The following is a 21955-nucleotide window of genomic DNA, read 5'->3' as shown; positions in this document are numbered from 1 at the left end:
AGAATGACAAAAGAAAAAGCCCGGAGCCGATGGTTCCGGGCTTTTCTTTCAAACGGACCGCCTTTATTGGGCGATGACGCTGACGGCGCGACGGTTCTGGGCCCAGGCCTGCTCGTTCGAGCCGATGGCTTCCGGGCGTTCCTTACCCAAGGTCGAGGTCGCCAGACGACCCGAGGCGACGCCCTGAGCCAACAGGTATTCCTTGACCGACTGGGCGCGACGGTCGCCCAGCGCCAAGTTGTATTCGCGGGTGCCGCGTTCGTCGGCATGACCTTCGATGCGCAGCATGATGGCGGGATAGCGGCGCAAGAAGGCGGCCTGACGGTCCAAGGTGGCCTTGGCGTCGGCGTTCAGCGCGTGGCTGTCGGTGCCGTAATAGACGCGGTCGCCGACCGAGGTCTGGAATTCGCGCTGCATCTGGGCCAGGCGCTCGGCCTCGCTCATGACGCTGCCGGTGGGGCGCTGCGCGGTGTTGGAGCCGACATTAGAGCCCGAACCGGTGGCGCCGCCGGTCTGCTGCGCGGTGTCAGAGCAAGCAGCGACGGCCAAAAGAGCGGTCAGAGCGGTGAAAGAAACAGCGAGACGACGCATGTTCATGTCCCCTAGGAAAGTGAGTCCGACTGGCGATGATCGCCATGGAACGTGGCGGAAATATGGAACGGCCCCTCCCGAAAGGGAAGGGCCGTTTCGCGGTCGCATCAAACTTGGGGTTTAACCCAGGTTGGCGGCGACGAAATCCCAATTCACCAGCTTGTCCAAAACGGTCTGGACGAAGTCGGGGCGGCGGTTCTGGAAGTCCAGATAATAGGCGTGTTCCCACACATCCACCGTCAGCAGCGCCTTTTGGCCGTGGGCCAGGGGCAGATCGGCATTGGCGGTCTTGGTGATCTTCAACGTGCCGTTTTCTTCGACCAGCCAGGCCCAGCCGGAACCGAACTGGGTGATTGCGGCGTTCTTGAATTCTTCGGCGAACTTTTCGTAGGAACCGAAATCAGCCTCGATACGGGCGAGAACGGTGCCGGTCGGCTTGCCGCCGCCGCCCTGCTTCAGGCAATTCCAGAAGAAGGTGTGGTTCCAAACCTGGGCGGCGTTGTTGAAAACACCCTGCTTGGCCGGCAAATCCTTGGCGGCGATCAGGATGATTTCTTCCAGCGACTTGGTCGCCAGATCGGTGTCCTTGACCAGATTGTTCAGGTTGGTGACATAGGCGTTGTGGTGCTTGCCGTGATGGAAGTCCAGCGTGTTGGCCGAGATATGCGGCTCAAGGGCGGTCTTGTCATAGGGAAGCGGGGGAAGCTCGAAAGCCATCATTGCCTCTTATGCATAGTGTTGAAGGATAGTTTGGAAAATGTCTAAACCTGCCGCACAACATAGGGAGGCGCGGCGCGAATGTGAAGTGGCAAAATCCTATCACGAGAATCGGAGATCGTCGCGACCCAACGCCGCCCGCGCGGCCATCAGGCCAGAAGAAATGGCGGATTCAATGGTGCAGGGCCATGGCGAGGCCAGCCAATCGCCGGCCAGAAACACCCCTTCAAGACCACTGAGCGTACCAGGGCGATGGTTCAGGACATGGGGGCGGTGCGACAAGGTGGCGCGCTTTTCCCACACGACCCGATGGGGGGGGATGGGGGGCTCTTGCCCCAGCAGCGGGGCGATTTCCGCCCATAGGGCGACAGGATCGGGGGCGGCAATGGCGGCGGAGATGGTCACCGAGGCGACATCGTCGCGCACGAACAGCCATTGCCCGACACCGCCAAGCAAGCCCAAGGGGCTGGGGATATCCGGTGCCGACGCCAAGCGGTAATGAACATTGGCGATTGTTTCGGTTGGTAACTGAATCTGTTGGGGGACGAAATCCGCCGCTACCCATGCCGGCAGCGCCAGCACCACCCGATCGGCGGCGGTCAAGGGGATGTCATTGGGGGTGAATGTCAACTTTGATTGACTGATGGCGGTCAGCCGGTGGTGAAAGTGGATTTCCCCCCCGTTTCGGCGCAACAAGGCCAGGGCCGGATCGATCAAGGCGGCGCTGAGGCCGTGGGGAAAGGCATAGCCCCGCAATCCATCCTTGCCGGCCAGCAAGATCGTGCGCAACACCCGTGCGAACAATTGGGCCGAGGCGTGTTGCGGGGCGGTGTTCAAGATGGCCAAGCAAAGCGGTTGCCAGAAATCGGCGAAGCCTTGGCGGTGGCCCAGATGTTCGGCCACGGTCACGCTTTGGCCGATCCATGGTCGGCAGGCGCGCAAGGCTTCGGCCAGACTGACGGGCATATGCCGGGGGGTCACCGTGCGGCGCCAGCCCTGGCGCAGATGGGCAAAGGCGATGTGGGCGGGCAGGGCGTCCATCGCCTGGATGCCGCCGATGGCGGTGGCAAAGGCCAAGGCATTGCGGTTGACGCCCAAGACAAGGTGCGCGCCGTTGTCGATGACCCGATCGAGAACCGGATCATGGAAGGACCGACAGCGGCCACCGGCATGGCCGGCGGCTTCGTACAGCCGGACTTTGTGGCCGGTTTGGCTGGCGGCGACGGCGGTGGCCAGCCCGGACAATCCGGCGCCGACGATGTGCAAGATTGCGGTCATGCCAAGCGAATGGCCGCCCCAACTGCGATCCACAATCGATGCCAATGCCCCAGGCGGGGCGGCGGCGTCGTCCAGTCGCGGCGGGGCAGGCGCAGCAGCAAGGCGTGATAGATGGCCATCATCGCCACCGCCGGCCACAAGTTCCGCCGGCCGACGCGGGCCAATTCGGCTTGCGCTTCGGTGAATTTTTCCTCGGCCGCCTGGTGCAAGATCATACAGGCCCGGGGCAATGCCGGATGGGTCAGCACGGCGCGCGGGCTTGGGGTGATGATCCCGGCCTGATGCAGGTCTTCGTGCGGCAGATAAAGGCGGCCGTGGCGCGCATCCTCGGCAACGTCGCGCAAGATATTGGTCAATTGCAGGGCTTCGGCCAAGGCCAAGGCAAAGGTTCCGGCATCGGGGCGGCCCATGATGTGGATGGCCAAAATGCCGACGGTGCCGGCGACTTGGCGGCAATACAGGCGTAATTCCCGCCGCGCCGGAGCCGTCAATGGCGCATTGACATCGGTTTCCATGCCGTCCAGCAACAGCTCTAATTCGCTGACGGGCAGGTCGAAGCGTCGGATGAACGGAGCCAGGGCGGCAACGGCCGGATGCAGGGCGATCCCGGTTTGGCTCCAGGCGGCCAAGGCGGCGCGCAAGGTGGTCAGCTTGGCCTGCTTGACGGCAATGTCATCGGCGCCATCGCTGATATCGTCGGCGGCCCGGCAAAAGCCGTACAGGGCGAACATGGCTTGACGCTTGGCCTGGGGCAGCAACCGCATGGGCCAATAAAACGAGGATCGAGAGGTCATGCCGTCGGCCGCAATCCCTTGATGACGCCCCGGACCAGCGCGCCGGCATAGGCCAGGGGGGATAAGCGCACCCGTCTGGTCAGGGGGTCGTGGCGCCGCAGCAGGGCGGCAAGGCGTTGGGCGACCTCGATCGTCACCGCGGTTTCCATGGCCAGGCGGCGATCAGTCATCGCCGCCGGCAGACCGGCGGCCTGGTCGATCAGCATCTCGACCCGATCAAGCATCAGGTCGATGACATGGCGCAAGGCGGCGCCGCCCTTGTCCTGTGCCAGCTGGGACAGCGGAAAACCGCTGGCGGCCAGCCAATCGGCCGGCAGATAGACCCGGTCAAGCGTGCGATAATCGTCACCGCAATCTTGCAGGTGATTGAGAATTTGCAAAGCGCAGCACAGGCAGTCGGCGCGTGCGTGCAAATTCACCGGCTGATGGTGCAAATCCAGCAAAAAGCGCCCGACCGGAGCGGCTGAACACGCGCAATAGGCCATCAAATCGGACCATGACCGGCAATGATTGACCATGGCGTCACGGCGAAAGGCATGCAGCAAGGTGGCGGCATGGCCGAGCAGACGGGAATTGCCGCCTAAAGCCGCGTGCAGATCCAAGGCCGGTTGCGCCCCCGACAATCCCCCCAGGCCACGGTCGAAATCATCAAGCTGCATCAACTTGTCCTCGCCATCCAGGGCGGGATTGTCGGCGATATCGTCGGCGGCGCGGGCAAAGCGATAAAACGCCAACACCTGGGGGCGCAAGGTGGGGCTGAGAAGCAACGAGGCGACGGGAAAATTCTCGTCCCCCGCATGCTTGCCGGCCGAAGCGGGCAGGGGAACGGCGACGGCTCGGGCCATGGGCGTCCTCCCATTGGTGTTGCGACAGAGAAGGATTATATATGGCAATCCATCGTTGCCCCACAGGGAAATTCCGCTTTGCTTGATGATCTTGCTGATCTTTCCGCCTTGGGCGAAAGCCTGCGCCGTCACGACCACGATCGTTTCGTTACCGCCATGTTCGCGCCGCCCGAACGGCGGGCCGATTTGTGGGTGCTGTACGCCTTTAACCTGGAGCTTAGCCAGATCCGGGCGCAGGTGCGTGAGCCGCTGGCCGGGATGATCCGTCTGCAATGGTGGCGCGATGTGGTCGAAGGGACGCGGCGGGAAGAGGCGTTGCGCCATCCGGTCGGCGGTAAATTGCTGAGACTGATCGAATCGCGTCAACTGCCATTGACGCATTTTCACCGGCTGCTGGAGGGGCGTGAACGCGATTTCGACGCCGTTCCTTTTGCCAGCATCGCCGATTGGCACGCTTACGGCCAAGACACTTCGGGGGCCTTGACCCATTTGGCCGCCCTGGTGCTGGGGCACGAGGCGGCGGCGGCGCAGCCGGTCGGCACCGTTTGGGCGTTGACCGGGCTGTTGCGTTCCTTACCCTTTCATCTGGCGCAAGGCTGGATGACCTTGCCGGTCGAGGCGCTGCGCGCCGCCGGGCTGGAGCCCGAGATGGTCGCGGCGGCCAAGGCCGACAAAGCGGCCTTGCCCGCCGTGGTGATGAACTTGCTGAGCGTGGTCCAGCAGCAACTAGTCCAAGCCCGCCGGCACAAGGCGCCACGGGCGGCGATTGCCGCCTTGCTGCCGGCGGTGTTGGCGGCGGCTTATGGCCGGCGGATGCGGGCCTTGGGCGGCGATGTTTTCGATTCCCGTTCGTTTCGCCCGCAACCCATGCCCATTCGCTTGGCCATGGCCGCCCTGCTCGGACGTTTCTGACCCCTTGCCGGAACGCCGCGGCCCTCTCACATGATTTCCATGGGGTAATCGCTCCAGGGGAAAGCCCATGGCCAGTCTTGCCGAGTGCCGCGCCCATATTCGCCTGTTGCACCGCATGGACGAGGCGGAATGCCTTGAATATCTGCGGCGTCCTTGCCAATGGCCGCGCAAAATGCGGCAGGCCATGCATGGTAAGGCCTTGGCCTTGATCGCGGCGGCGCGGGCGCATGGTCCCAGTGAAATCGAAGCGTTCTTGCTGGAATACAGCCTGTCCAGCGCCGACGGTCAGGCCTTGATGGGCTTGGCCGAGGCGCTGTTGCGCATCCCCGACGCCGCGACCAAGGATGCAATGATCGCCGACACCTTGGAGCGCGGGCAGTGGGATGGGCATCGCGGCCATTCCGACTCGGCAGTGGTCAATTTGTCAAGTATCGCATTGACATTGGCGCGGCGTGGCGTTGGCCTGGATTTGGCGCAATGGCCGATCAGGCAGGCGCTTGAATTTGGCATGGGCCGTCTGGGCGGTATTTTCGTCATGGGCGAAACTATCGCGGCCGCCTTGCGGCGTGCCGCCGCCGCCGATCAGGCCGGATTTCGTCATTCTTTCGACATGCTGGGGGAAGAGGCCCGCACCGCCGGCCAAGCCGAATCCTATCGGGCTTCCTATCACGCGGCCATCGCCGCCATTGGCGCGGCTTCGCCGGGGCAGGGGCCGCTGAGTGGTCCGGGGGTGTCGGTCAAGCTGTCGGCCTTGCATCCGCGCTATCATCCCTTGCAGAAACAACGGGTAATGGCCGAGCTGGTGCCGGTTGTAGTGGATTTGTGCCGTGCGGCCCAGGCGGTTGACATTGGGTTGACAATTGATGCCGAAGAGGCTGATCGGTTGGATTTATCCCTCGACGTTGTGGAAGCGGTGCTGGCCGCGCCGGGCCTGGCTGGCTGGAATGGCTTGGGGGTGGCGGTTCAGGCCTATCAGAAGCGGGCCATCGGGGTGATCGACTGGGCGGCGGCGGCGGCCCGGCACTTTCACTGCCGGCTGAGCGTGCGGTTGGTCAAAGGGGCTTATTGGGACAGCGAGATCAAGCGGGCACAGGAGCGTGGATTGCCCCATTACCCGGTGTTCACCACCAAGGCGGCCACCGATCTGTCTTATCTGGCCTGTGCCCAGGCCATGCTGGCGGCGCCAAATCTGATCCAATCCGCCTTTGCCAGCCACAACGCCGCGACCATCGCCGCCATCGACGTCTTGGCCGGAGAGCGCCAGGATTGGGAGTTTCAGCGCCTGCACGGCATGGGCGAGGCGGTTTACCGGCCCATGTTGGACCGACGATCGTGTCGGGTCTATGCCCCGGTCGGCCGCCATTGTCATCTGTTGCCTTATCTGGTGCGGCGATTGTTGGAAAACGGCGCCAACAGCTCGTTCGTCCATCTGGCGGCTGATCCGCGGGTGGCTCCGGAAGATGTTGTCAATGCGCCGGTTGACGAAAGCCGGCTGGCGCCGCCGGTGATGATCTTTTCGCCGCAACGTCGTTTGTCGCTTGGCCGCGATCTTTGCGATGGCGAAACAATATCCCATATGCAGCAAAGGCTTGCGGGGCTTTCTTGCGGTGATGTGGAAATTCCGGCGGGCGACCCGCAGGATATTGTCAACCAAGCTATTGACGCATTCGCCGGCTGGGATGGCTTGGGCGGGGCAAGACGGGCGGATATGCTTGAATGCGCCGCCGATCTCTTGGAAGCCGAGCCCGAACCCTTCCTGCATCTGGCCATCGTCGAAGCCGGCAAGATTTGGGTCGACGCCATCGCCGAAATCCGCGAAGCCGTTGATTTTCTGCGCTATTACGCCGCCGAAGCCCGCCGGTTATGTGTCCATGCGCTGGTTCTGCCCGCTGTCACCGGCGAAGCCAATCAGCTGGAGATCCGAGGGCGGGGGGTATTTGTCTGCATTTCGCCGTGGAATTTTCCCTTGGCCATTTTCATCGGCCAAGTGGCCGCCGCCTTGGCCGCCGGCAACACCGTGGTGGCCAAGCCGGCGCCGCAAACGCCAAGGATGGCGATTGCCGCCACTGCCTTGTTGCACCGGGCCGGGGTGCCCCCGGCGGTGTTGGCCGTGGTCCTTGGCGGTGCCGATCTTGGCGCCGACCTGGTCGGACAACCGGGAATAGCTGGGATCGCTTTCACCGGTTCGCATGCCACCGCCCGCCGGATCGCCGCCATTTTGGCCCAGGGGCAGGGGCCGCTGGTGCCGTTGATCGCCGAAACCGGCGGCGTCAACGCCATGATCGTCGATTCATCGGCTTTGCCCGAACAGGCGGCGGCCGATATCGTCGCCTCGGCCTTCGGCGCGGCCGGGCAACGCTGTTCGGCCTTACGTCTTTTGTTCGTGCAAGAAGAAATCGCCGACAGCGTCTTGGATCTGGTGGCCGGCATGGCCGGGCAAATGCGGTTGGGCGATCCCTTGGACCCGGCCACCGACATGGGACCGTTGATTGACGCCGCGGCATTGGCCCGCTTGCAAGCCGATCAGCGCGCCCTGGCCAGCCACGGTCGTATGCTGTTCACTGGGGCGGTGCCGGAAACGGGCGTTTTCATGGCCCCCACCGCCTATGAGGTCGGGTGGGATCATCTGCCGACGCATGAATCCTTTGGTCCCTTGTTACAGGTTCGGCGCTGGCGGCGCGATCAATTACCCCTGGTTCTGACGTGGCTGCGTCAAAATGGCCACGGGCTGACGCTGGGGATTCATTCGCGTATCGATACGCTATGCCAACAAATTGGCAAAGAGGCTCGAATCGGCAACATATATGTCAACCGAGGGATGACAGGCGCTATGGTTGGATGTCAGCCGTTCGGTGGAATGGGACTTTCGGGAACTGGGCCGAAATCCGGCGGACCTTTCACCCTGCTTCGTTACGCAACAGAAATAGTTACCAGCATCAATGTCACGGCACGGGGCGGCAATGTGGATCTGTTGTGTCGGCGGAAATGAAAAAACCCGCTGAAAGCCAAGCTTTCAGCGGGTTTCCCGACTGTAAACCGTCGTTTACAAAGCGGTTGTCACGGGGTTTTGCAGGTCTTGATCCCCAACGGCAGATAGGCCGGGCACCAGCCGATCAGGCCGGTCAGCAGCGGCACCACGCCGATATAGCCCCAGACGCCGACAGTGCCGGTCACGGCCAAGGCGATCAGGACCAGACCGACGACGATGCGCAGGATGCGGTCAATACCGCCAACATTCTTGTTCATGGGTCGAAGACTCCGAAAGGGCAAAACCAATTGATGGTGGGGTTATAGCCCTGTTCCGCCTATCATTCGGTGACTAGGTCACACAGAATCGCGCAAAGACCCCAGCCCATCGCGATTAATCACCTCGACCCGGCCGCGATGCAGGGTAACCCAATGCCGCCGCTCGAATTCCTTGAGCTGGCGGCTGATGACTTCGCGGGCCGTGCCTAATTCGGTGGCGAGGTCCTGGTGGGTGGATTTTATGTTGCCGTCGCCGGCGCTATGATGCAGCAGCCATGCCGCCAAGCGCACGTCGATGCGGCCAAAGGCGACTTCCTCAATCAGCAGCAACAGGTCGGAGATGCGGGCGGCATAGGCGGAAAAGACGAAATCGCGGAATTGCTCGGATCGGGCCAATAAGGTGCGAAAGGCCATGGCCGGCAGGATCAGCGCCTTGACATTGGTCTCGGCGATGCCTTCGGCGGCATAATCGCCGTGGGAAATCAGGCAATTGGTGGTCAGCACGCATGATTGCCCGCTTTCCACCCGGTACAGCACGATTTCGCGGCCGTTTTCGGCGACTTTTTGCACCCGGACCGAACCGTCGATGACCAGCACGTAATTGGCGCAGGCACTGCCGTCGTGAAAAATGGCGGTACCGGCCGGCAAGGTGACGACGCGGGCCGCAGCCGTGAGAATCTGGGCCGATTCGGGATCCAGCCGGGTGAATTGCGGGAAGGTGGTGGCGAATTCAGCATTCATGATCGCCATTGTGCCGCATGCGCGAAGGGGATGCCAGCCGCAAGAATGAATGCTAATATGGCGGCATGCGTCCGATCATCTTGCTCTTGCTGCTGTTCTTGCCCGCCGGCTGTCTGGCCCGTGGGGACGAAACCCTTGTCGCCACGCCGTTGCCGCTGTCGGGACAAAATCCGGAAATGACCGATGTGGGCAAAATCCAGGTTCTGGGGCTGTGGCGCTTGACCGCGCCGCAATCATGGTTTGGCGGCATTTCCGGCATTGCCTGGGATGCTGACGAGATCGTGGCGGTCTCGGATACCGGGTCGTGGTTGCGCTTTGCCGTTCACGTCGATGCCTTGGGCCGGCCGCAAGCGGTGGGCGATTTGCGCGGGGGCCGTCTGGGTGGCGTCGGCAGCGATAAGGCCGAGGGCGATGCCGAAGACATCACCGCTGACGGCAACGGGAATTGGCTGGTGGCGTTCGAGCGCCGCCACCGGGTCTGGCGCTATGGCGCTGATTTGGCGCAAGGCTGGGAAAACGTGGCGTTGGCGACGCAAACCCAGGCTCTTGGCGCCAATGAAGGCATCGAGTCGATGACCCGCCTGGGGGATGGCCGGTTGCTGCTGATCGCCGAGGGACAAGATGACGCCGCCACATCCCCGGCCTGGATTGGGCGGCCCGGTCAGTGGCAATCCCTTGATTTTCCCCATCACGGCCGTTTTCGTCCCACTGCCGCCGCCGCTTTGCCCGATGGCGGCGTGCTGGTTCTGGAACGCCGTTATACCTTGCCGGGCGGCCCGGCGATGCGGTTACGGCGGATCGCCGCCGCCGATCTGCGCGGCGGTCGGCTGGAAGGGGAGGAATTGGTGGTGCTGGAGCCACCCTTGGCCGTCGACAATTTCGAAGCCCTGGCCGTGCGCCCCCGTGCCGACGGCCGTTTGGTCGCGACCATTCTTTCCGATGACAATTTCAACCCGCTGCAATCGACCCTGATGTTGACGGTGCTGTTGCCCTGAGGGGGAGGCTTTCGCTTTGGGCTAAACCTCTTCGATGTGGCTGAACAGGTGCAATTCGCCGGCGGTGTTGGTGATGGTGGCCAGACAGGCGGCGGCCCGTTCGGGGATGCAGACGGAAAAACGGGTGACATACAGGTCTTGTTCGGGCACCCGCTGGGCGTCCATGCGCACGATATTGGCGCTGAATTGGCCGAACACCTCGCTTAGACGGGCGACCAGACCGGGGCGGTCACCGCCCGAGACGATGACCCGATGGGTAATGCGGCCCAGTACGCCAGGGGCGCAATCCAGTTCGAAGCGGCGAACGTCGATCCGGGCTTGGGATAGTTCCGCCAGCGCGGCCAGCGCGGCCCGCACTTCATCGACCGACAAGGCCGCCGGCAGCTCACACACCGAGCTGAATTCCGCCCCAGCCCCCAGCATGGCGAAGCTGCTGTCGCCCAAATTGACGCCAAGATCGAACAACCGGCCGGTGATGGCGGCGACCAAGCCGGGGCGGTCGGGGCAGGAAATCGAGATCAGCGCGGCGGTCATCAGCTTTTCTCCGGCAGGGCAACGACAACATGATGCGCCAAGAAACGGCAATTTCAAGCCTGGGATGGGTATGGGCGGCGGGGTATAGTGTGGCCATCAGCAAGGGGGACGGGCATGAGGTGGGGCAGTGTCGTGGTGATCGTCGGATTGGCGGGGGCAATCATCGGCGTTGGGGCCTGGTGGTGGCAGGGACAAGGCCGCATTGATCCCGATAACCCGACACAGGTGGCGCGCGGCAAGGCGGTTTATGATCGCCATTGCGGGCAATGCCATGGTCTTCGGTTACAGGGCGAACCCAATTGGCGAACCCGTTTGCCCAGCGGCGAATTGCCGGCGCCGCCGCATGATGCCAGTGGCCATACCTGGCATCATGCCGACGAATACCTGTTCGCGGTGACCAAGCACGGTCTGGCCCGTTTTGCCCCACCGGATTACAAAACCAACATGCCGTCTTTTGTCGGCAAGTTGAGTGATGACGATATCCGGGCGTCGCTGGCCTATATCAAATCCCTTTGGCCGGTGGAAATCCGTCAACGGCAAGAGGGTTTGAATCGGCGCTGACGTGTCGCGCTGATCGGGACCGATCAGGCGGCCTGAATCCGCTGAATGAAGTTATCGACCTCGCGTTGCAGCGCTTCCGATTGCCCCGTCAAGGTGGTGGCCGAGGCCAGGATTTCCGAGGCTCCTTGTTCGGTGTCGCGGGCGGCGGCGGTGACGTCGGCGATGCTATGGCTGACTTCGTTGGTGCCGGACGAGGCTTGGCCGACGCTGCGGGCGATTTCCGAGGTGGCCGCGCCTTGTTCGGTCACCGCCGAGGCGACGGTGGCGGTGATGGCCGAGATGCGGTTGATGGTCTGGCCGATATCAGCGATGGCGCGGACCGCTCGGGTGGTTTCTTGCTGGATGGCTTCCACCTGCGACTGGATATCCTCGGTGGCACGGGCGGTTTGGTTGGCCAGTCCCTTGACTTCGGCGGCGACCACGGCGAAACCCTTGCCGGCTTCGCCGGCTCGCGCCGCCTCGATGGTGGCGTTCAAGGCCAAGAGATTGGTTTGGCTGGCGATATCGTTGATCAGCTTGATCACTTCGCCGATGCGGGCGGCCGAGGCGGCCAGCGAACGGACGGTGGCGTTGGTGTTTTCCGCTTCGTTGACGGCCTCGACCGCGACTTCTGTCGCCTGGGCCACCTGACGGCTGATTTCACCGATGGAAGCCGACAATTCCTCGGTGGCCGAGGCCACCGCTTGCACATTGCCCGATGCGGTGTTGGAAGCGTCGGCGACAGCCGACGACCGGCCCAGGGTCTGATCGGCGGCCGAAGACAGGCGTTGGGCGTTGCCGCGCAGATCCGAAGCCGAGTTCGCCACTGACTTGACCACCTGTTCGATGGTGGCGGCGAAATCGCGGGTGGCGCTATCCATGGCCAATCGGGTCCGTTCGCGCGCTTCGCGTTCGGCGGTTTGCGTCCGGTCCAATTCCTCGGCATGGCGCAACGAGGTCTTGAACCCGTTCAGCGCCCGGGCCATGGCGCCGATTTCGTCGCTGCGGTTCAGATGGGGAATATCCGAGGCATAATCCTTGCCGGCCAGCCGGTCCATGGATTGGGCCAGCCGGGGCAACGCCGCCATCTGCGCCCGGGTGATCAGGAAAATCATCAGGCAGGTGACGGCGCCGATGGCGGCGGTGATGCCGATCACCGGCAGGCGAATGTCTTCCAGCATGGAAAAGAAGGTCGAGCGCGGCATGCCGGCGACCATGGCGCCGATGACCTTGCCGCTATCGTCCTTGATGGCGTCATAGCCGACCAGATAAAGAGTGCCGATGACATTGGCCTCGCCGAAGAATGATTGGCCGTTCTTCAACACGGTGTCGTAGATGGCGCCTTGGGCCAGCTTGGTGCCGACGCCGCGCTTGCCCTCGGTGGTCAGCACGTTGGTGGAAACGCGCAGATCGCCCTTGAAGATGGAAGCGCCGATGCCCATCACCTGACGCAGGATATCCACCACCTCGTGGTTGTCATCAACCACATAATTGCCCCAGGCCAGCTTGCCGTCCAGCAGATGCGGACCGCCGCCGCCCTTGGCCCGCAGCAATTCCTGAAACACCTTGAGATTGACTTTTTGGCTTTCCACCGCCTGGCGGGCCAGATTGTCGGAAACGATGGAGAGCACCAAGGCGACGATGGCGACCACACTCAAGGCGGTTCCGATAACCGCGCTTCCGACAATTCTGTGAGTAATCGACAGATTAGTTAGTCGCAACGGCATGGTAAACCTCAATGATTAACAACCAAAGAGGGTGATGCTATCATTGGCGTCAGTATTCTTCAATCGGCGAGTTTCGCGGTGCGGCATGCGGCAGGGGGCAATCCTGTTCGCGCCAGCCCCGACTATCCTTGATGAAGCCGTGGCTGCGCACGGCATGGAAGGTCAAGCCGTTCCAGCCCCGCACGTCGATTCTTATTTCCGGCCAGGCGACCTGGATCAGGGCATAGCCGTTGGCATCCTCGCGCAAGCGGGTCGAGCAGGCGGTGGACGCTTGAACCAGCACACCGGCGCCATGCTGGGCGGAATGGATCAGTTCCACATGGGCCTTGTGCACGTGCCCGGTCAAGATCAGGTCGACGCCCCGTTGGGTCAGCGTCTGAAACGGATGCCCCGACCGCGCCGTGCTGGGCGGGTGGTGCAAAAAGGCGATTTTGCAATGATGGTCGGCGCTGTTGCTCAGGCTTTCCTCGACGCGGTCAAGGTGATGCGAGCGCAGCTTGCCGCTTTGCCAGCGCAAATGCCGGGTGCTGTCCAGGCCGATGGCGATGATTTCCTCGTCGTTCCAGCAGGTGGCTTGGGCCAAGTTGGGCAGATATTTCTGGAACTTGGCGCGTGGCGCCAACAGGCGCTTGAGCGGGCGATAGAACGGCGCCAGGTCGTGGTTGCCGGGAACCACCAGGACCGGGATTTCCAGGCGGTCAAGAAAATGGCGGGCCTCGGCGAATTGATGGCTTTTGGCCCGTTGGGTCAGGTCGCCGGAAATTATGACAAGATCGGGTTTTTGCTGAACAAGGTCGCGGGTCAGGGCTTCGACCACCACCGGATCGGTGCGGCCGAAATGCAGATCGGATAAATGGGCGATCAATCGCATGGGCAGGTGTCCGCAATCAGAATGCGCAGGGATTTCGGGTTGCTGCGAAATACCAGCGGCGCCCGCAAAACCGTCACTTCGCCATCCAAGGAAAGGATCATTCGGCTTTTGCGGCCGGTGACCACCACCTCGTCGGCGCGGAAGATGTCGAGCAGGCGGTTGACCCGCCAACGTCCGACCAAGGCGTTCAGGGCCAGCCACAGCAATCCCAACCGCGATGTGGTCTTGGCCACGTGGACCATCAATTCGCCGCGATCCAGGCTGACCCGTGACGGCGGCAGCGGCAAAGGGGTTTCGGCCCAGGCATTGTTGGAGATGACGACGATGGGGGTGGTTACCGTTGTGGTCTGGCCGTTGACGGAAAGGTTGACCTGCATCAAGGGATAGCGGCGGAAAGCCCGCAAGGCGGCCAGGGCGAAAGCCCGCCACTTGCTCAATCCCTCGGCCTGAAGTTTGTCGCGCCGTCGCACCACGCGGGGATGCATGCCCAAGGATGCCCAGATGGCGAAGGGCAGGCCGTTGACTTCGGCCAGATCGATTTCGGCGACGCGGCAGCGGGCCAGCAAGGCCGCCGCCGCCAGCGGATCGACGGGCAGGCCAAGGTCGCGGGCCAGCAGGTTCAACGTTCCCAACGGCAGCAGCCCCAACGGCTTGTCGCGGCCTAATCCGGCCAGGATGGCGGTCAGGAAGCTGCCGTCGCCGCCACCGACGATCACCGCATCGACGTCGTCGCGCCTTGCCCAAGCGGCCAGTGTCGTCGACAAGTCGCGCCTGCCGCAGATATCGGTGTGGATGACGTGGCCGTGCCGCCGCAATGCCGAACCGATGGCGGCGGCGGTTGCCTCCAGCGGCAGGTGGCGGAATGTACCGGCGGAGCGGTTGATGACCAGGGCAAGGCGCATGGTTTATCTCAGGCGCGAACGGAAGGGGCTGTCAAGGGGGGCAGGCCTCCACCCCAGTGAATAGGTCGTTCGCATAGGATAGGGCTTCATGAAAGGGGTTAAATTGACCCTCGTTGAGCACAGGCGTATGGTGTGCCCTAGTTTTGATAATAATCAATGGGGATGGGGGCGACGCCGAGATTATGTATCAGTTGCCCGCTGTCCACCGAGGCATTGCCGAGCGTTTGATCTGCCTGCACGATGAAATCAAGGGGGAACGCTCGCTGGCTTCGTTGAGCCGGATCGCGGTTGCTCTTTATGACGGTACCTCGGATCTGCTCAAGACCTTCATCCATTCCTCCGATGGCGATAATCCGGTGGATGGCGCTACCGCTCAATTGGCCGATTGCGTCTCGTTGAAGCAATTGGCATCGACGGGGGCGCGGCGGATCGTCAACGATCTGGCCCCGGCGGCCCATGAAGGCCGGGAATTCGCCCGCCGCCTCTATGATGCCGGGTATCGTTCCAGCTATACCGTGCCGATTGTCAACAAGGGGACCTTTTACGGCTTCTTGTTCTTCAATTCCTTTGAGACCGGCTTTTTCCAGCCGGCGGTGGTGCAGCGGCTGCGCCCTTATGCCGAGCTGATCTCGTTGGCGGTAATGCGCGAGCTTGATACCGTGCGGATGATGCAGGCGGCGGTTAAGGTCATCCGGTCGGTCAGTTCCGCCCGTGACGAGGAAACCGGCTCGCATCTGGCCCGTATGGCCCGATATGCCCGTCTGATCGCCACCAAGATGCCCGCTCATTACGGTCTGACCGACGAATTCGTCGAATTCCTGTTTCAGTTCTGTCCACTGCACGATGTCGGCAAGATCGCCGTGCCCGACGCCATTTTGCTCAAGCCCGGCCGGCTGACCGAGGACGAGTTCGAGCAGATGAAAAAGCATGTCGATAAGGGGCTGGAAATCATTGATCTGATGATGCGCGATTTCGGTCTGAAATCCATGCCGTACCTGGACGTGCTGCGCAATATCGTCGCTTATCACCACGAATCCTTGGATGGCAGCGGCTATCCGTTCCGTCTCAAGGGGGATCAGATTCCGATTGAATCGCGTATCGCCGCCGTCGCCGACGTCTTCGATGCCCTGACGTCGGAACGCCCCTATAAAAAAGCCTGGACCAACGACGAGGCGATGCAATTGCTGCGCCAGAACGCCGGGACCAAATTCGATGCCGATTGCGTCGATATCTTGTTGTCGAACAAGGGCGAAATCGAACAAATCCAGGCGCGATTCGCCGAAACCGTATTTGATTGACCCCCGATGCCCTGCCATGTTCCCCTTTGCCGATGGCGGAGGGCGGAACATGCGTGTGAGCAGGGGAATAGTGACCACAATGGTGGCGGTTATGGCCATGGGCGGCGTTGCCTGGGCCGAGCCGATGAGTGCCGGCCCATGGGCGGCGTTGACCGCGCCGGTGGAGTCGGCGCCGTCTTCCATCGGCAGCGCCGCTGCCGGGTGTCTGACCGGCGCCGTCGCCTTGCCCGACAATACGCCGGGCCTTCAAATCTTGCGACCGCAGCGGAATCGCGTTTGGTCGCATCCGCGCACCATCGCTTTCCTTGACCAGTTGGGCCGCCAAGCGCAGCACCAGGGCTTGGCTCCGCTATTGGTGGGGGATCTGTCGCAGCCGCGCGGCGGTCCCATGGCCTATGGCCATGGCAGCCACCAAAATGGCTTGGATGTGGACATCTGGTTTCGCTTGCCGGGCAAGCCCTTGGCGGCGGCCGAACGGTCGAACCCGGTGCCGGTCTCCATGGTGCGCGGGCGCGCGGTGGATACCCGCCACTGGGGCGCCCGGCAATTGAAGGTGCTGGAATTGGCGGCGGCCTCGCCCGAGGTGGATCGGATTTTCGTCAATCCGGCGATCAAGGCGGCGGCTTGCAAGACAATCCGGGGGGATCGCGCCTGGCTGGGCAAGCTGCGCCCGTGGTGGGGCCATGACGAACATTTTCATGTGCGGCTGACATGCACCGCGGGCGACGTCAATTGCACCCCGCAGGCGGCGGTGGCGGCCGGCGACGGTTGCGGCGCCGAATTGTCGTCGTGGCTGGTGAAATCGACGATCCTGCCCGATAACGGGCGCGACAAACCCAATACGCGCCGGCCCGATTTGCCGTCGGTTTGTGCTAATATCCTTGACCGACCGGGGGCGCGGGAAGCCTCGGTGCGCTGAGCCGGGACCGGATCGCGCATCCGGTGCTTGCCAAACCGGCCGCAAGCTTGTATGAACCCGGCCACTAATCCGCACGCGGGTCCGCGGCGGCACCTTAGGGTGTCTGTCGCTCCGGTGCCGGGGATTCCCGGCGATACCCGCGGAGGCTCAACCGGAGAACGAAAAGGAATTTTCTCCATGTCCATGCCGACTTTCTCCATGCGTCAGCTCGTCGAAGCGGGCGTCCACTTCGGTCACAACACCCGCCGCTGGAACCCCAAGATGGCGCCGTTCCTGTTCGGGATTCGCAACGGCATCCATATCATCGACTTGCAGCAATCGGTGCCGATGATGCATGCCGCCATGACCGCCGTGCGCAACGTCGTTGCCGGCGGTGGCCGCGTCCTGTTCGTGGGAACCAAGCGCGCTGCTTCCGACACCGTCGCCGAAGCCGCCAAGAAGTGTGGTCAGTACTATGTCAACCACCGCTGGCTGGGTGGCATGCTGACCAACTGGAAGACCATCTCGCATTCGATCAAGCGCTTGCGCGAACTGGACGAGCAGCTGGCTTCCGGCGCCCTGGCTGGCCTGACCAAGAAGGAACAGCTGGTTCTGTCCCGCGAAAAGGAAAAGCTGGATCGCGCTTTGGGCGGCATCAAGGACATGGGTGGCCTGCCGGACATCTTGTTCATCATCGACACCAACAAGGAAGCCTTGGCGGTGCAGGAAGCCAACAAGCTTGGCATTCCGGTGGTGGCCATCCTCGATTCCAACTCGGACCCGTCGGGCGTGCAATTCCCGGTTCCCGGCAATGACGACGCCATCCGCGCCATTCAGACCTATTGCGATCTGATGGTCGGTTCCGTCCTCGACGGTATCCAGGCTGAAATCGGCCGTTCGGGTGGTGACATTGGCGCCCAGGCCGAAGCTCCGGTGGAAGTCATTCCGGCCGAAGTCGAAGCCGCTCCCGTCGCTGTCGTCGAGACCGCCACGGCCGAGTAAGTCTTTGCCTGACGGATATGGCGGCGACACACGTCGCCGCCATTTTCTTGACGGCATAGCGTGACAAACCTGTTTCTTCGCACACACCAAACGAAGAGGAATATTCCCATGGCCGAGATTACCGCTGCGCTTGTCAAGGAGCTGCGCGAAAAGACTGGCGCTGGCATGATGGATTGCAAGAAGGCGCTGAACGAGACCGCTGGTGACGTCGAAGCCGCCATCGATTGGCTGCGCAAGAAGGGCCTGGCGGCTGCCGCCAAGAAGGCCGGCCGCGTCGCCGCCGAAGGTCTGGTGGCCATCGCCGCCGCCGGCGCCAAGGGTGTGGCCGTCGAAGTCAATGCCGAGACCGATTTCGTCGCCCGCAACGACCAGTTCCAGGGTTTGGTGTCCGGTGTCGCCCAGGTCGCCTTGGCCAAGGGTTCGGACGTCGACGTCATCAAGGCCGCCGAATTCCCCGGCGCCGGCAAGTCGGTTTCCGACCATCTGACCGCCATGATCGCCACCATCGGCGAGAACATGAACCTGCGTCGCGCCATTTGCCTGGAAGTGTCGCAGGGCGTCGTCGCCTCGTACATGCACGCGGCCGTGGCGCCGGGTCTGGGCAAGATCGCCGTGCTGGTCGCCCTGGAATCGGCTGGCGATGTCGCCAAGCTGGAAGCCCTGGGCAAGCAGATCGCCATGCATGTGGCCGCCGCCAACCCGCTGTTCCTGGATTCCGGCTCGGTCGACAAGGCCGCTCTGGAACGTGAAACCGCCGTTCTGACCGAACAGGCCAAGGCGTCGGGCAAGCCGGCCGAAGTCATCGAGAAGATGGTTCAGGGCCGCATCCGCAAGTACTACGAAGAAGTCTGTCTGCTCGATCAGGTGTTCGTCATCGACCAGGAAAACAAGATTTCCAAGGTTGTCGAGAACGCCGCCAAGGATGTCGGCGCTCCGGTCAAGCTGACCGCGTTTGTCCGCTTCGCCCTGGGCGAGGGGATCGAGAAGGAAGAGAAGGATTTCGCCGCCGAAGTGGCTGCCCAGCTGGGCGGCTGATTTCGCGGGAATTCTTGATTTCCGGTTTACCGCCGCCGCCAGGGAGTATTCTCTGGCGGCGGTTTTCGCCTCTGACCACATCAGGGGAGACAGGCGGGTGGAATGGTGTATGATCGCCACCCGGCAAACGGCCCGGCACCAGTCGGGACACCAACAATCCAGGCTTTTGGGGGCACAATGGCCAGCGACGCCAAGTTTCGCCGCGTTCTCCTCAAGATCTCGGGTGAAGGTCTCATGGGAGACCGAGAGTTCGGGTTGGACATCACCACCATCGACCGTATCGCCGCCGAGGTTCAATCGGTTCGCGACCTCGGGGTTGACGTCTGTTGCGTCGTCGGTGGCGGCAATATCTTTCGCGGCTTGTCCGGCGCCGCCAAGGGCATGGAACGGGCGGCGGCCGACAACATGGGCATGCTGGCCACGGTGATGAACGCCTTGGCGCTGCAAAATGCGCTGGAAGCGCGCAACATCGATACCCGCGTGCAATCCGCTATTCCCATGCCGTCGGTGTGTGAGTCCTTTATCCGGCGCAAGGCGATTCGCCATCTGGAAAAGGGCAGGGTGGTGATTTTCGCCGCCGGCACCGGCAATCCGTTCTTCACCACCGATACCGCCGCCGCTTTGCGCGCGGTCGAGATGGGCTGCGATGCCCTGCTTAAGGCGTCGCAGGTCGATGGCGTCTATTCCGCCGATCCGAAAAAGGTCAAAGACGCGGTGCGCTACGACACCTTGACCTTCCATGACGTGCTCGCCAATGATCTGGCGGTCATGGACGCGTCGGCCATTTCCCTGTGCCGGGAAAACAACGTGCCCATCGTCGTCTTCGACATGCATACCGACAAGGCCTTCGCCGAGGTGGTGTTGGGGCGTGGGCGTTTCACCATTATCAACGAAGGGGGTTGAGCCGTGTCCGCACCGACCACTTGGAGCGATCTCAAGAAGGACGTCGCCCACCGCATGGACAACACGGTGGAAGTGCTGAAAAAGGAATTTTCCGGTCTGCGCAGCGGCCGTGCCGCCGCGTCGCTGCTGGAACCGGTGGTGGTCGAGGCCTACGGCCAGACCATGCCGCTGACCCAATGCGGCACCATCGGCGTGCCGGAACCGCGCATGCTGACCGTGCAGGTGTGGGACAAGGGCCAAGTCAAGGCGGTGGAAAAAGCCATCCGTGACGCTGGCCTGGGTCTGAACCCGCAGACCGACGGCCAGTTGGTGCGGGTGCCGATTCCGCCGCTGAACGAAGAGCGGCGCAAGGAATTGCAAAAGGTGGCCAGCAAGTATGCCGAACAGGCCCGTGTCGCCATTCGCAATGTGCGCCGTGATGGCATGGACACCTTGAAGAAGATGGAAAAGGACGGCCATATCTCGGAAGACGAGATCAAGAAGCACGAAAAAGAAGTGCAGAGCTTGACCGACGAGACCATCAAGAGGGTTGATGAGACCCTGGCCCATAAGGAAAAGGAAATCATGCAGGTCTGAGATGGTGATGGAGACTGCCCCCACTCCTGCCGGTTCACCGCCGCCGCCCGTCCATGTGGCGATCATCATGGACGGCAACGGTCGTTGGGCCAAAGCCCGCGGGTTGCCGCGCACCGCCGGCCACAAGCGCGGCGCCGAAGCCGTGCGGCGGACGGTGGAGGCGGCGCGCGCGTTGGGCATTTCCTATCTGACCCTCTATGCCTTTTCGTCTGAAAACTGGAAACGCCCCACCAACGAGGTCACCGACCTGATGGGCTTGTTGCGGCTGTATTTGCGCAACGAGGTTTCCAATTTGCACAAGAACGGCATTCGTCTGCGGATCATCGGCGATCGCAGCCGTCTGAGCCCCGATATCGTCACTCTGATCGATGAATCCGAGGCCAAGACCGCTGGCAACACCGCCCTGACCCTGGTGTTGGCCTTGTCCTATGGGGGCCGCCAGGAAATCGTCGCGGCGGCCCGCCACTTGGCCGCCGCCGTGGCGGCCGGCACCCTTCAGGCCGATGCCATTGATGAACAGGCGCTGTCGGCGCGGTTGTTCACCGCCGACATTCCCGATCCCGATCTGGTCATCCGCACCTCGGGGGAAAAGCGCATTTCCAATTTCTTGCTGTGGCAATCGGCTTACGCCGAATTCGTCTTTTCCGATGTCTTATGGCCCGATTTCGGCCGCGACCAGTTGGAGGACGCCATGCGCGACTTCCATGGTCGCGATCGCCGTTACGGCAACGCCCCCGGCTGATCCCGTCGTGCTGCGCACCCGCATCCTCTCTGCCTTGGTAATGGCGCCGCCGGCCCTGGCGGCGGTCTGGTACGGCGGCTGGGCCTTTGCCATGCTGGTGGCGGTGGCCGCCGCCATCATGTGCTGGGAATGGCATGGCATGGTGGTCAAGCGCTTTCCCGTCGCCGGTTGGGTGGCCGCCTTTGGCTGCGCCATCGCCACCTTGTTGGCGCTGCACTCGCCGTCTTTGGCGGTGTTGCTGGTGGTCGCCGCCGCCATTGCCTCGGCGGCGATGGCGCCGCTTGCGGGCGAGCGGCCGCGTCTGTGGGCGGGAATGGGGGCGCTGTATGCCGGTCTGCCGTCGGTGGCGCTGGTATGGCTGCGCCAAGAGCCGCAAACCGGTCTGATCACCGTCATCTGGCTGTTCTTATTGGTTTGGGCGACGGATATCGGCGCCTATGCCGCCGGCCGCACCATCGGCGGGCCGTTGCTGATGCCGGCGGTCAGTCCAAAGAAGACCTGGGCCGGCCTGCTGGGGGGCATGGTTTCGGCCATGGTCGCGGGGGCCGGAATCGTTTGGCTGTCGGGGGTATCGACCTTGCCCGCCTTGATCATTGGCAGCGCCGTATTGGCGGTGATCGCCCAAGCCGGCGATTTGCTGGAAAGCTGGGTCAAGCGCCGTTGCGACGTCAAGGATTCCAGCGCCATCATTCCCGGTCACGGCGGTGTGCTGGATCGGGTTGATGGCTTGCTGGCGGCGGCTGTCGCCGTCGCCCTGGCCGCCCTGGCCAGTGGCCAGGCGGTATTGTTGTGGTCGTGACGAGGTGGG

Annotated in this window: 23 protein-coding genes; 12 read left to right on the top strand and 11 right to left on the bottom strand. The window is 62.8% G+C overall.

Annotated elements, in window-relative coordinates; translation table 11 throughout:
• Positions 1 to 63: 63 nt before the first annotated feature.
• The 5 genes from pal to KEC16_RS02855 all read right to left on the bottom strand — a co-directional run bounded on the left by pal (position 64) and on the right by KEC16_RS02855 (position 4225).
• Complete coding sequence (gene pal / locus KEC16_RS02875) at positions 64 to 591, bottom strand: peptidoglycan-associated lipoprotein Pal (protein WP_211546131.1); 528 nt, start codon at positions 589 to 591, stop codon at positions 64 to 66.
• Between the two features lie 120 nt (positions 592 to 711).
• Entirely contained in the window at positions 712 to 1308 is a 597-nt protein-coding gene (locus KEC16_RS02870) for a superoxide dismutase (RefSeq protein WP_211546344.1), read from the bottom strand.
• A 102-nt stretch (positions 1309 to 1410) separates the two neighbouring features.
• Complete coding sequence (locus tag KEC16_RS02865) at positions 1411 to 2586, bottom strand: hydroxysqualene dehydroxylase (RefSeq protein ID WP_211546130.1); 1176 nt, start codon at positions 2584 to 2586, stop codon at positions 1411 to 1413.
• Positions 2583 to 3380, bottom strand: coding sequence for a squalene/phytoene synthase family protein (locus KEC16_RS02860; RefSeq protein WP_211546129.1), 798 nt, complete (start codon positions 3378 to 3380; stop codon positions 2583 to 2585). The genes KEC16_RS02865 and KEC16_RS02860 overlap by 4 nt, the downstream gene beginning before the upstream one ends.
• Complete coding sequence (locus KEC16_RS02855) at positions 3377 to 4225, bottom strand: squalene/phytoene synthase family protein (protein ID WP_211546128.1); 849 nt, start codon at positions 4223 to 4225, stop codon at positions 3377 to 3379. The genes KEC16_RS02860 and KEC16_RS02855 overlap by 4 nt, the downstream gene beginning before the upstream one ends.
• A 78-nt stretch (positions 4226 to 4303) precedes the next feature.
• Here KEC16_RS02855 and KEC16_RS02850 point away from each other — a divergent pair, with 78 nt between their 5' ends.
• Positions 4304 to 5137, top strand: coding sequence for a squalene/phytoene synthase family protein (locus KEC16_RS02850; protein ID WP_211546127.1), 834 nt, complete (start codon positions 4304 to 4306; stop codon positions 5135 to 5137).
• Between the two features lie 67 nt (positions 5138 to 5204).
• A complete protein-coding gene (locus tag KEC16_RS02845; RefSeq protein WP_211546126.1) occupies positions 5205 to 8126 on the top strand; it encodes a proline dehydrogenase family protein in 2922 nt (973 codons plus the stop codon).
• Between the two features lie 68 nt (positions 8127 to 8194).
• On the opposite strand, the gene KEC16_RS02840 is transcribed toward KEC16_RS02845, so the two are convergent.
• Together KEC16_RS02840 and KEC16_RS02835 are read right to left on the bottom strand one after the other, a co-directional pair.
• Complete coding sequence (locus tag KEC16_RS02840; RefSeq protein WP_211546125.1) at positions 8195 to 8383, bottom strand: YgaP family membrane protein; 189 nt, start codon at positions 8381 to 8383, stop codon at positions 8195 to 8197.
• 78 nt (positions 8384 to 8461) lie between these two features.
• Positions 8462 to 9124 (bottom strand): Crp/Fnr family transcriptional regulator, encoded by a 663-nt coding sequence (locus KEC16_RS02835; RefSeq protein ID WP_211546124.1) that lies wholly within the window; start codon positions 9122 to 9124, stop codon positions 8462 to 8464.
• 65 nt (positions 9125 to 9189) lie between these two features.
• Between KEC16_RS02835 and KEC16_RS02830 the strand changes: the two genes are divergently transcribed.
• Entirely contained in the window at positions 9190 to 10119 is a 930-nt protein-coding gene (locus KEC16_RS02830) for an esterase-like activity of phytase family protein (RefSeq protein WP_211546123.1), read from the top strand.
• A 21-nt stretch (positions 10120 to 10140) separates the two neighbouring features.
• Here KEC16_RS02830 and KEC16_RS02825 read toward each other — a convergent pair whose 3' ends face one another.
• The gene (locus KEC16_RS02825) at positions 10141 to 10653 is read right to left on the bottom strand and encodes a glycine cleavage system transcriptional repressor (RefSeq protein WP_211546122.1); all 513 of its coding nucleotides are present in this window, start codon (positions 10651 to 10653) and stop codon (positions 10141 to 10143) included.
• A gap of 114 nt (positions 10654 to 10767) precedes the next feature.
• On the opposite strand from KEC16_RS02825, the gene KEC16_RS02820 reads away from it, so the two are divergent.
• Positions 10768 to 11214 carry a c-type cytochrome gene (locus KEC16_RS02820; protein ID WP_211546121.1) on the top strand — a complete coding sequence of 149 codons (447 nt, stop codon included), beginning with the start codon at positions 10768 to 10770 and terminating at the stop codon, positions 11212 to 11214.
• Between the two features lie 23 nt (positions 11215 to 11237).
• Here the strand turns inward: KEC16_RS02820 and KEC16_RS02815 are convergent, their stop codons facing one another.
• From KEC16_RS02815 to mamU, 3 genes are all read right to left on the bottom strand, one after another.
• Positions 11238 to 12845, bottom strand: coding sequence for a methyl-accepting chemotaxis protein (locus KEC16_RS02815; RefSeq protein ID WP_346344021.1), 1608 nt, complete (start codon positions 12843 to 12845; stop codon positions 11238 to 11240).
• 124 nt (positions 12846 to 12969) lie between these two features.
• The gene (locus KEC16_RS02810; protein WP_211546119.1) at positions 12970 to 13791 is read right to left on the bottom strand and encodes a metallophosphoesterase family protein; all 822 of its coding nucleotides are present in this window, start codon (positions 13789 to 13791) and stop codon (positions 12970 to 12972) included.
• Positions 13782 to 14693 carry a lipid kinase MamU gene (gene mamU / locus KEC16_RS02805; protein WP_211546118.1) on the bottom strand — a complete coding sequence of 304 codons (912 nt, stop codon included), beginning with the start codon at positions 14691 to 14693 and terminating at the stop codon, positions 13782 to 13784. Before mamU ends, KEC16_RS02810 begins: the two co-directional genes overlap by 10 nt.
• 182 nt (positions 14694 to 14875) lie before the next feature.
• Here mamU and KEC16_RS02800 point away from each other — a divergent pair, with 182 nt between their 5' ends.
• The 8 genes from KEC16_RS02800 (at position 14876) to KEC16_RS02765 (ending at position 21946) form a co-directional block, all read left to right on the top strand.
• Positions 14876 to 15991 carry an HD domain-containing phosphohydrolase gene (locus KEC16_RS02800; protein ID WP_211546117.1) on the top strand — a complete coding sequence of 372 codons (1116 nt, stop codon included), beginning with the start codon at positions 14876 to 14878 and terminating at the stop codon, positions 15989 to 15991.
• Between the two features lie 79 nt (positions 15992 to 16070).
• Complete coding sequence (gene mepA, locus KEC16_RS02795; protein ID WP_211546116.1) at positions 16071 to 16910, top strand: penicillin-insensitive murein endopeptidase; 840 nt, start codon at positions 16071 to 16073, stop codon at positions 16908 to 16910.
• Between the two features lie 177 nt (positions 16911 to 17087).
• On the top strand, positions 17088 to 17891 hold the full coding sequence (gene rpsB / locus KEC16_RS02790) for a 30S ribosomal protein S2 (protein WP_211546115.1): 804 nt from the start codon (positions 17088 to 17090) through the stop codon (positions 17889 to 17891).
• A 108-nt stretch (positions 17892 to 17999) separates the two neighbouring features.
• A complete protein-coding gene (gene tsf / locus KEC16_RS02785) occupies positions 18000 to 18926 on the top strand; it encodes a translation elongation factor Ts (protein ID WP_211546114.1) in 927 nt (308 codons plus the stop codon).
• 177 nt (positions 18927 to 19103) lie between these two features.
• Positions 19104 to 19829 carry a UMP kinase gene (pyrH, locus tag KEC16_RS02780; protein WP_211546113.1) on the top strand — a complete coding sequence of 242 codons (726 nt, stop codon included), beginning with the start codon at positions 19104 to 19106 and terminating at the stop codon, positions 19827 to 19829.
• Positions 19830 to 19832: 3 nt separating this feature from the next.
• Entirely contained in the window at positions 19833 to 20405 is a 573-nt protein-coding gene (frr, locus tag KEC16_RS02775) for a ribosome recycling factor (RefSeq protein WP_346344015.1), read from the top strand.
• A gap of 7 nt (positions 20406 to 20412) precedes the next feature.
• The gene (locus KEC16_RS02770; protein ID WP_211546342.1) at positions 20413 to 21147 is read left to right on the top strand and encodes an isoprenyl transferase; all 735 of its coding nucleotides are present in this window, start codon (positions 20413 to 20415) and stop codon (positions 21145 to 21147) included.
• Positions 21110 to 21946 carry a phosphatidate cytidylyltransferase gene (locus KEC16_RS02765; RefSeq protein ID WP_249208652.1) on the top strand — a complete coding sequence of 279 codons (837 nt, stop codon included), beginning with the start codon at positions 21110 to 21112 and terminating at the stop codon, positions 21944 to 21946. The genes KEC16_RS02770 and KEC16_RS02765 overlap by 38 nt, the downstream gene beginning before the upstream one ends.
• Positions 21947 to 21955: the final 9 nt, after the last annotated feature.

Source organism: Magnetospirillum sulfuroxidans, assembly GCF_018224925.1.
Lineage (GTDB): Bacteria > Pseudomonadota > Alphaproteobacteria > Rhodospirillales > Magnetospirillaceae > Magnetospirillum > Magnetospirillum sulfuroxidans.
Note: the sequence above shows the minus strand (reverse complement) of the source record. Positions and strands in the feature narration are given on the sequence as shown.

Excerpts from the sequence above, each read along its gene's own strand:
- pal (WP_211546131.1), bottom strand. The coding sequence starts at position 591 with ATGCGTCGTCTCGCTGTTTCTTTCACCGCTCTGACCGCTCTTTTGGCC.
- KEC16_RS02870 (WP_211546344.1), bottom strand. The coding sequence starts at position 1,308 with ATGGCTTTCGAGCTTCCCCCGCTTCCCTATGACAAGACCGCCCTTGAG.
- KEC16_RS02865 (WP_211546130.1), bottom strand. The coding sequence starts at position 2,586 with ATGACCGCAATCTTGCACATCGTCGGCGCCGGATTGTCCGGGCTGGCC.
- KEC16_RS02860 (WP_211546129.1), bottom strand. The coding sequence starts at position 3,380 with ATGACCTCTCGATCCTCGTTTTATTGGCCCATGCGGTTGCTGCCCCAG.
- KEC16_RS02855 (WP_211546128.1), bottom strand. The coding sequence starts at position 4,225 with ATGGCCCGAGCCGTCGCCGTTCCCCTGCCCGCTTCGGCCGGCAAGCAT.
- KEC16_RS02845 (WP_211546126.1), top strand. The coding sequence starts at position 5,205 with ATGGCCAGTCTTGCCGAGTGCCGCGCCCATATTCGCCTGTTGCACCGC.
- KEC16_RS02840 (WP_211546125.1), bottom strand. The coding sequence starts at position 8,383 with ATGAACAAGAATGTTGGCGGTATTGACCGCATCCTGCGCATCGTCGTC.
- KEC16_RS02835 (WP_211546124.1), bottom strand. The coding sequence starts at position 9,124 with ATGAATGCTGAATTCGCCACCACCTTCCCGCAATTCACCCGGCTGGAT.
- KEC16_RS02830 (WP_211546123.1), top strand. The coding sequence starts at position 9,190 with ATGCGTCCGATCATCTTGCTCTTGCTGCTGTTCTTGCCCGCCGGCTGT.
- KEC16_RS02825 (WP_211546122.1), bottom strand. The coding sequence starts at position 10,653 with ATGACCGCCGCGCTGATCTCGATTTCCTGCCCCGACCGCCCCGGCTTG.
- KEC16_RS02820 (WP_211546121.1), top strand. The coding sequence starts at position 10,768 with ATGAGGTGGGGCAGTGTCGTGGTGATCGTCGGATTGGCGGGGGCAATC.
- KEC16_RS02810 (WP_211546119.1), bottom strand. The coding sequence starts at position 13,791 with ATGCGATTGATCGCCCATTTATCCGATCTGCATTTCGGCCGCACCGAT.
- mamU (WP_211546118.1), bottom strand. The coding sequence starts at position 14,693 with ATGCGCCTTGCCCTGGTCATCAACCGCTCCGCCGGTACATTCCGCCAC.
- KEC16_RS02800 (WP_211546117.1), top strand. The coding sequence starts at position 14,876 with ATGTATCAGTTGCCCGCTGTCCACCGAGGCATTGCCGAGCGTTTGATC.
- mepA (WP_211546116.1), top strand. The coding sequence starts at position 16,071 with ATGGTGGCGGTTATGGCCATGGGCGGCGTTGCCTGGGCCGAGCCGATG.
- rpsB (WP_211546115.1), top strand. The coding sequence starts at position 17,088 with ATGTCCATGCCGACTTTCTCCATGCGTCAGCTCGTCGAAGCGGGCGTC.
- tsf (WP_211546114.1), top strand. The coding sequence starts at position 18,000 with ATGGCCGAGATTACCGCTGCGCTTGTCAAGGAGCTGCGCGAAAAGACT.
- pyrH (WP_211546113.1), top strand. The coding sequence starts at position 19,104 with ATGGCCAGCGACGCCAAGTTTCGCCGCGTTCTCCTCAAGATCTCGGGT.
- KEC16_RS02770 (WP_211546342.1), top strand. The coding sequence starts at position 20,413 with ATGGAGACTGCCCCCACTCCTGCCGGTTCACCGCCGCCGCCCGTCCAT.
- KEC16_RS02765 (WP_249208652.1), top strand. The coding sequence starts at position 21,110 with ATGGTCGCGATCGCCGTTACGGCAACGCCCCCGGCTGATCCCGTCGTG.